Origin of the sequence: Neobacillus drentensis, assembly GCF_036966985.1 — a bacterium.
Taxonomy (GTDB): domain Bacteria; phylum Bacillota; class Bacilli; order Bacillales; family Cytobacillaceae; genus Neobacillus; species Neobacillus drentensis_E.
The window spans coordinates 1-7,303 of sequence record NZ_JBALSN010000229.1 but is presented as its reverse complement, the minus strand read 5'-3'; the positions used below and the strand labels follow the sequence as shown (position 1 = coordinate 7,303).

Annotated in this window: 8 protein-coding genes and 1 riboswitch; of the genes, 7 read left to right on the top strand and 1 reads right to left on the bottom strand. The window is 40.4% G+C overall.

Annotated features, from left to right (window positions below; translation table 11 throughout):
- Positions 1–277: glutaredoxin family protein (locus tag V7659_RS15585; protein ID WP_335540767.1), on the top strand; the 277-nt coding region annotated here is incomplete at its 5' end.
- Between the two features lie 92 nt (positions 278–369).
- Here V7659_RS15585 and V7659_RS15580 read toward each other — a convergent pair.
- A complete protein-coding gene (locus V7659_RS15580) occupies positions 370–1,635 on the bottom strand; it encodes a dicarboxylate/amino acid:cation symporter (RefSeq protein ID WP_335540766.1) in 1,266 nt (421 codons plus the stop codon).
- A gap of 236 nt (positions 1,636–1,871) precedes the next feature.
- Here V7659_RS15580 and V7659_RS15575 point away from each other — a divergent pair, with 236 nt between their 5' ends.
- The 6 genes from V7659_RS15575 to thiW form a co-directional block, all read left to right on the top strand.
- Positions 1,872–2,549 carry a response regulator gene (locus V7659_RS15575; RefSeq protein ID WP_335540765.1) on the top strand — a complete coding sequence of 226 codons (678 nt, stop codon included), beginning with the start codon at positions 1,872–1,874 and terminating at the stop codon, positions 2,547–2,549.
- Between the two features lie 35 nt (positions 2,550–2,584).
- Positions 2,585–4,198: a DcuS/MalK family sensor histidine kinase gene (gene dcuS / locus V7659_RS15570; protein WP_335540764.1), complete on the top strand. Its 1,614-nt coding sequence runs from the start codon at positions 2,585–2,587 to the stop codon at positions 4,196–4,198.
- A gap of 131 nt (positions 4,199–4,329) precedes the next feature.
- Positions 4,330–4,439, top strand: a riboswitch (TPP riboswitch).
- 84 nt (positions 4,440–4,523) lie between these two features.
- Complete coding sequence (gene thiM / locus V7659_RS15565) at positions 4,524–5,345, top strand: hydroxyethylthiazole kinase (RefSeq protein WP_335540763.1); 822 nt, start codon at positions 4,524–4,526, stop codon at positions 5,343–5,345.
- A gap of 4 nt (positions 5,346–5,349) precedes the next feature.
- On the top strand, positions 5,350–6,168 hold the full coding sequence (thiD, locus tag V7659_RS15560) for a bifunctional hydroxymethylpyrimidine kinase/phosphomethylpyrimidine kinase (RefSeq protein WP_335540762.1): 819 nt from the start codon (positions 5,350–5,352) through the stop codon (positions 6,166–6,168).
- Positions 6,165–6,821, top strand: coding sequence for a thiamine phosphate synthase (thiE, locus tag V7659_RS15555; RefSeq protein WP_335540761.1), 657 nt, complete (start codon positions 6,165–6,167; stop codon positions 6,819–6,821). The genes thiD and thiE overlap by 4 nt, the downstream gene beginning before the upstream one ends.
- Positions 6,821–7,303: energy coupling factor transporter S component ThiW (gene thiW / locus V7659_RS15550; RefSeq protein WP_335540760.1), on the top strand; the 483-nt coding region annotated here is incomplete at its 3' end. The genes thiE and thiW, both read left to right, overlap by 1 nt.

The following is a 7,303-nucleotide window of genomic DNA, read 5'->3' as shown; positions in this document are numbered from 1 at the left end:
CTATACAGAAAAATTAAACAAAAGGGGAACAAGAACATTGAACAAGCAGGTAATCGTCTATACAACCAAAGACTGCATCGAATGCACGATGGTCAAAAAAGTCCTAAGTGAGGAAGGAATTCCTTTCGAGACTAGAGATTTATCCGTCAATCCAGAATACCAAAAGGAAGTGGAGAAATACGGGTTTCTTGGAGTTCCAGTGACAGTCGTTGAAAACCGGGCCGTCAAAGGATTTACCAATGAACTGAAAGAGTTAATGGAACTGGCAAAAAGTTAAGAAAGTCATAGAGTATTCGGTATGCACCAAAAATCAGTTTAATTAACAAAATGGCTTGAAGGAAATCCTCCAAGCCATTTTGTTATACTCAATTAAGCACTAATTGATTTATCTGTTTTTGCCGATTCGAACTCTGCGGAAGGATGGAACTCATTCTCCATCTTGGAAACAACTACAGTTGCCACGCCATTTCCGATTAGGTTAGTAATCGCACGAGCTTCAGACATGAACCGATCGACACCTAGTAATAAGGCAATCCCTTCGACGGGAATGACAGGGAAAGCAGATAGTGTCGCAGCAAGAGTAATAAAACCTGAACCGGTTACACCAGCTGCACCTTTTGATGTCAGCATTAAGATTCCTAACAAGGTGATTTGATGCCATATTGTAATATCTACATTGTAAGCCTGAGCAATAAAGAGCGCCGCCATCGAAAGATAAATCGCGGTCCCATCCAAGTTAAACGAGTATCCGGTTGGAACAACCAGACCTACTACCGATTTGGAACAGCCGTATTTCTCCAGTCTTTCCATCATTCTCGGGAGGGCAGATTCAGAAGAGGATGTACCTAACACCAAGAGAATTTCTTCTTTAATATAAGCGATGAATTTCAAAATATTAAATCCATATAGCTTTGCGATTGCCCCGAGGACAAATACAATGAAAATAAACATGGTTGCATATACGCTTCCCATTAATTTACCTAGTGAGACTAACGAGCCCAGACCAAAATTACCAATGGTGTATGCCATTGCACCAGAAGCTGCGATAGGTGAAAATTTCATTACCATATTAACAATCTTAAAAAATATCTCCGTAAATTGCTCAAACAAAGCAACGACTGGCTTCCCTTTTTGTCCTAAAGAAGCAAGGGCAATTCCGAAGAGGACAGCAAAGAATAAGATCGGGAGCAGTTCACCTTTCGCCATAGCTCCAACAAAATTATCTGGAATAATCCCTAAAATAAACTCTATAAATCCATGACTGGACTCCTTTGCCTGCGCAGTAAATTGCGAAATGTCTCCGCCTTTTACGGAGTCTGTGTTAAATCCAGATCCAGGATTAATGATATTGACGAGTAATAATCCGATTGCCAGCGCAAAAGTAGTAACAATTTCAAAGTAAAGGAGCGCCTTTCCGCCAATACGTCCAACCTTTTTTAAATCCCCCATGTTACCAATACCAATGACAATCGTAAAAAATACAATTGGAGCAATTACCATCTTAATTAATTTGATAAAGATATCCGCCAAAACTTTTAATTCGGTACCGAATTTCGGAAACAGAAATCCGATCACAATTCCAAGTACTATCCCCAATAATACTTGGACGGTCAAATTTTTAAAATTAATTCTCATTTTCCCGTACACCCCTTTGTTTAATTAAATTTGTTAACGCTTTCAGACCACCTATTGACAGAATAAATGAAAATTCAGATATTAGTAAGATTTTGGTCATATTGGTCTTATTGTTCCTTTTGTTATAGGAAATTCCACAATAAAACATTGAAAAAATATTCAGCTATTAATTTACTATTTTGATAAAATAGGCCATGATATTATTATAAAAGTGAGCAATCTAAGGGGGGCTGGGGATGTTTCCGTTAAAAGTAATATTGATAGAAGATGACCCGATGGTTCGGGAGGTTCACCGCCAATTTATTGATCGGGTGGATGGGTTTTCGATTATCGGAGTGGCTGCAAATGGGAACGATGGTCTGAGATTAATCAAAGAACTCCGGCCAAACCTTGCCATTATCGATATTTATATGCCATATATGGGTGGATTGGAGATGCTAAGAGAACTTCGTTCAAAGCCCTATTCCGTTGATGTAATTGCCATAACAGCGGCCAGCGATATTGAAACCATCCATGGAGTTCTTCAACAAGGTGCATTTGATTATATCATGAAACCATTTACCTTTGAGCGCATAAAAAAATCACTAGATAACTATAAAACTTATCGTATGAAATTAGGGGAAAAGAAAGCCCTTTTACAAGAGGAACTTGATCAAATCTTATTCATTGATCAAAAAGAAGAAAATGAAAGAGACAACCTGCCAAAGGGATTAAATATGAACACTTTAACGAAAATTACCGACTTTCTTTCGCACGAGAAAGAACCCGTTTCTGCTGAGGAGGTAGCAGAAGGCATTGGAATGGCACGTGTAACAGCACGAAGATATCTTGATTATTTAGAAAAAGAAGGAAAAGTAAAAATACATATCCATTACGGGGGTGTGGGAAGACCAGTCAACCGATATGGAGTGTGAATAAAAAATATGATGTTTGTGAATTGGGAGGGAGCATGTTGGACTGGAAAATCAGGATTGGAAAACCAAAACTCCGTTTACAAACGACGATTACCCTGCTAGTTTGCATTGTAGTTGTGATGGCATTGTTCGTTACTGAGATATTAATTACTAACAGAATTTCACAAGAAACAAAGAAAGGGCAAGCTGAGAAAGCCACAGATATAGCGAGGATTGTTGCCGGGTCCCCCCTTGTGATAAATGGGTTACAGAATAAAAAAGCAGAGAAGGACATCCAATCATTTGCGAATGATCTCAAACGGTCCACCCATGTTGAATTCATCGTCGTCATGGACATGGATGGAATAAGAAAATCACATCCTAATCGGAATCTATTAGGCTTGCATTTTGTTGGTGGAGATGAAGGTCCGGTATTAAAAGGGAAAGAGCATATTTCGACTGCCGAAGGAACATTAGGATTATCATTACGCTCTTTCGTCCCTGTTTTTGATGAGAAAAATAAACAAATAGGGGCCGTTGCCGTAGGTATCTCGTTAGAAAAAGTAAATCAGGCGATCGAACAAAGTAGAAGAATCATTTTGATTGGAGTCGGAGTGGGTATTTTAGTAGGAGTTCTAGGAGCTCTATTTTTGGCAAGAAAAATCAAATCGATTCTGTTTGGGATGGAGCCTAGTGAAATAGCAAAACTGTTGGAAGAACGAAGTGCGATGCTGGAATCAACCAAGGAAGGGACGCTGGCGGTTGATCAAGATGGTATAACCACTCTCGTTAATAATGAGGGGATTAGACTTCTTCACAAGGCTGGTATTGAAGGTCCTTTTTTAGGAAAAATAGTGGACGATTACATGCCAAATACAAAACTTTCTACCGTCCTAGAGACTGGGGAAGCACAGTTAAATCAAGAGCAAGAAATCAATCATATTACCATCCTAACCAATCGTGTCCCAGTAATCGTGAAGGGAAAGATTGTTGGAGCAATTGCCACCTTTCGGGAAAAAACCGAAATCAAGGAATTAGCTGAACAATTGACCGGAGTCAAGTTATATGCAGAGGCACTTAGAACCCAATCGCACGAATTCATGAACAAACTGCATGTAATCTCAGGTTTAGTCCATATGAAGGACTATCATATGGTTTCGTCGTACATCACCAAAATTGTTAATCACCAGCAGTCTGAGGTAGAATTTGTCGTCAGTCGTTTTAAAGATCCTGTATTAGCAGGCTTTATTTTAGGAAAACTTAGCTTTGCAAGGGAAAAAGGCTGTGAAATGATCATTGATGGGGAAGGATTGTTACCAGAACCGCACAGGCAGGAAACAACACATGAAGTGGTCACGATTCTTGGAAATTTAATTGATAATTCACTGGATGCAGTTGCGGATCAGCCTCTTAAAAAAGTAACGTTAAGGTTTGATTATTATGATGGAATCCTTGTGTTGGAGGTCCATGATACAGGACAAGGTATCGACGAGGAGATTAGAAATAGCTTATGTGTGAAGGGGTATTCGACAAAGGGTGAAAATCGAGGAATTGGGTTATTTTTGGTCCAACGAAGCTTGGAAAAACTAGCAGGACAGTTAGAGATTCATTCTCAAAAAGGTAAAGGAAGTACTTTTATTGTTACGGTTCCATATGAAAGCAAACAGTAACGATAGTATGTTAGCCTATTATTAAAAAAAATAAACAAATAATTATATTATGTAAACTATTGATCGCTTGAAACTATTTCCTTTACAATCTAGTTTCATAGCGTTATTATGTACTTAATTTAATAAACTAATCGATCTACTAGGGGTGCCCTGTTATCAGGCTGAGAGAAAACGCTAATGTTTTTAACCCTTCGGACCTGATCTGGGTAATACCAGCGTAGGAAAGTAGCCAAGTGAATTTTTTATTTTTCTCTGACTAACTAACCAGGTCCGTTTATGGATCTGGTTTTTTTATTTTTATAAAAAGAAACGGGAGAGATGGGCAATGGAAAAAATCAGTTTGTTTGAAACGTTGGAAAAGGTTAGAGAGGTAAACCCGCTTGTACATAATATCACTAATGTCGTGGTAACGAATTTTACTGCAAATGGTCTGCTAGCTTTAGGTGCTTCACCTGTAATGGCGTATGCTGCCGAGGAAGTGGCGGAAATGGCCAAGATTGCTAGTGCACTAGTTTTGAATATTGGCACCTTAAACCCGCAAACGGTAGATTCGATGATTATTGCCGGAAAAGCAGCCAATGAATTCAGTGTACCGGTCATCTTTGATCCGGTTGGTGCTGGGGCTACTACGTACCGAACCGAAACTGCCCAAAGAATCATGAATGAAGTAAATATTTCAGCCATCCGCGGAAACGCAGCTGAAATCGCAAATGTACTTGGTGAAAAGTGGGAAATTAAAGGCGTCGATGCAGGGGCGTCAGCGAATGGCGATGTCGTGAGCCTTGCGATTAAAGCAGCAGAAACTTGGAATTGCGTGGTCATCATCACGGGAAAAGAGGATGTCGTTTCCGATGGAGAAACCACCTATCTGGTTAGCAATGGCCACCCAATCATGACAAAGGTGACCGGTATGGGATGCTTACTAACCTCGGTGATTGGGGCGTTTGCAGGAGTAGAAAAAGATTTACTTCAAGCTTCATTGGCTGCCTTAACATATTACGGCGTTGCTGCGGAAAAGGCTGCGGCACAAACAGCTGAAAAGGGACCAGGAAGTTTCCAAATCGAATTCTTAAACCAATTATCACTTGTTTCAAATGAGGATATCAATCTATATAGTTCTTTCAAAAAAGTTAATAAAGAGGGGTAATTTAATGAAAAAAGCATTAACAATTGCAGGTTCGGATAGCGGCGGCGGTGCTGGAATTCAAGCCGATTTAAAAACATTTCAGGAGTTAGATGTATTTGGGATGACCGCGTTAACAGCAGTAACAGCCCAAAATACATTAGGAGTTCACGGAGTCTATCCAATGTCGAGAGAGGCAGTGGTAAAGCAGATTGAAGCGATTGGCTCGGATATTGGTGCCGATGCTGTGAAAACAGGAATGCTGTTTAATACGGAAATCATCGAGGCCGTTGCAGTTCAGATCAAGATCTTTGGTTGGGAGAATGTAGTGGTCGATCCGGTCATGATTGCCAAGGGGGGCGCCTCACTGCTGCAAATGGAAGCCATTTCTGCTATGAAAAATTTCTTGTTGCCAGTTTCCAAAGTAATTACGCCGAATATTCCGGAGGCGGAAGTCCTAACGGGGATGACTATTCTGACCTTAGAGGATAAACAGGAGGCCGCTAGAAGATTCCATGATTTAGGCGTGAAAAACGTTGTGATTAAAGGCGGTCACGATGAAAACGAATCCGAGTCGATTGATTTATTGTTTGATGGGAAGGAATTCTACACATTTACGAGCAAGCGAATCGAGACAAAGAACACCCATGGAACAGGATGTACTTTTTCCGCAGTTATTACCGCTGAACTAGCTAAAGGTGCGACTGTTTATGAAGCCGTTGGGACAGCGAAAGATTTTATTCAGGCCGCAATTGAAGATCAATTGGAGATTGGTCAAGGACATGGACCTACTAACCATTGGGCGTATGGAAAAAGAAACCTTGTAAAGGAGCTATCGAGATCATGATTGATTTGAGAGAGGCTTTACGCGTTTATTTTATTATGGGCAGCACCAACTGTTTGAAAGAACCCGTTGAAGTATTAAATGAGGCAATTTCAGGAGGGATTACGCTTTTTCAATTCCGCGAAAAAGGGGAGAGAGCACTAACTGGTTCTGAAAAATATGCACTGGCTAAAGAACTCCAAACCCTTTGCAGAAACCATCAAATTCCTTTTATTGTGAATGATGATATCGAGTTGGCCGTGGCGATTGATGCGGACGGTGTTCATATCGGGCAAGAAGATGAAACGGTAAAAATGGTACGGGAAAAAATCGGTGCGAACAAAATCCTTGGAGTATCCGTCCATACGACAGAAGAAGCCATGGCAGCGATCCAAGATGGAGCGGATTATTTTGGAATTGGACCTGTTTTTCCGACAAAGACTAAAGCGGATGCCAAGCCATCGCGAGGGACGACACTGATTGAAAAACTAAGAAAAGATGGCTGTGAAATGCCGATTGTTGGCATCGGCGGGATTACGATCCAAAATGCCCGGTCCGTTATTGACGCGGGGGCGGATGGAGTTTCTGTGATTACGGCAATAAGCCAGGCAGAATCCCCGCTGGAAGCTGCGAAAGCATTAAGAAAAAGTGTGATTTTTAAAGGAGTGGTCAATTAGTGAAAAAGACCCATAAATTGACGTTGACGGCCATGATGATTGCGATTGGAACACTTTCAAGTAACCTATTCTATATTCCAATCGGTTTTACAAAGGTCTTTCCTATCCAACATTTTTTGAATGTCTTATCAGCAGTTTTGTTAGGTCCTTATTATGCTGTCGCCCAGGCCTTCGGTGTTTCTTTGCTGAGGAATTTAATGGGAACAGGTTCGCTTTTTGCCTTTCCTGGCAGTATGGTCGGAGCCTTGCTCGCCTCACTATTATTCTGGAAAACTAGAAAACTATATTTAGCTTTTATCGGTGAAGTGATTGGGACAGGAATCCTTGGTGCGATGCTTTCTTACCCTATAGCTACTCTTTTGCTCGGTCAAAAGGCAACATTATTTGGGTTTATTCCATTATTTATCTTCAGCTCGTTTGCTGGAGCGCTAATTGGGTTTATTATTTTAACTGTTTTTCTAAGAAAGAAATTATTAATTGTT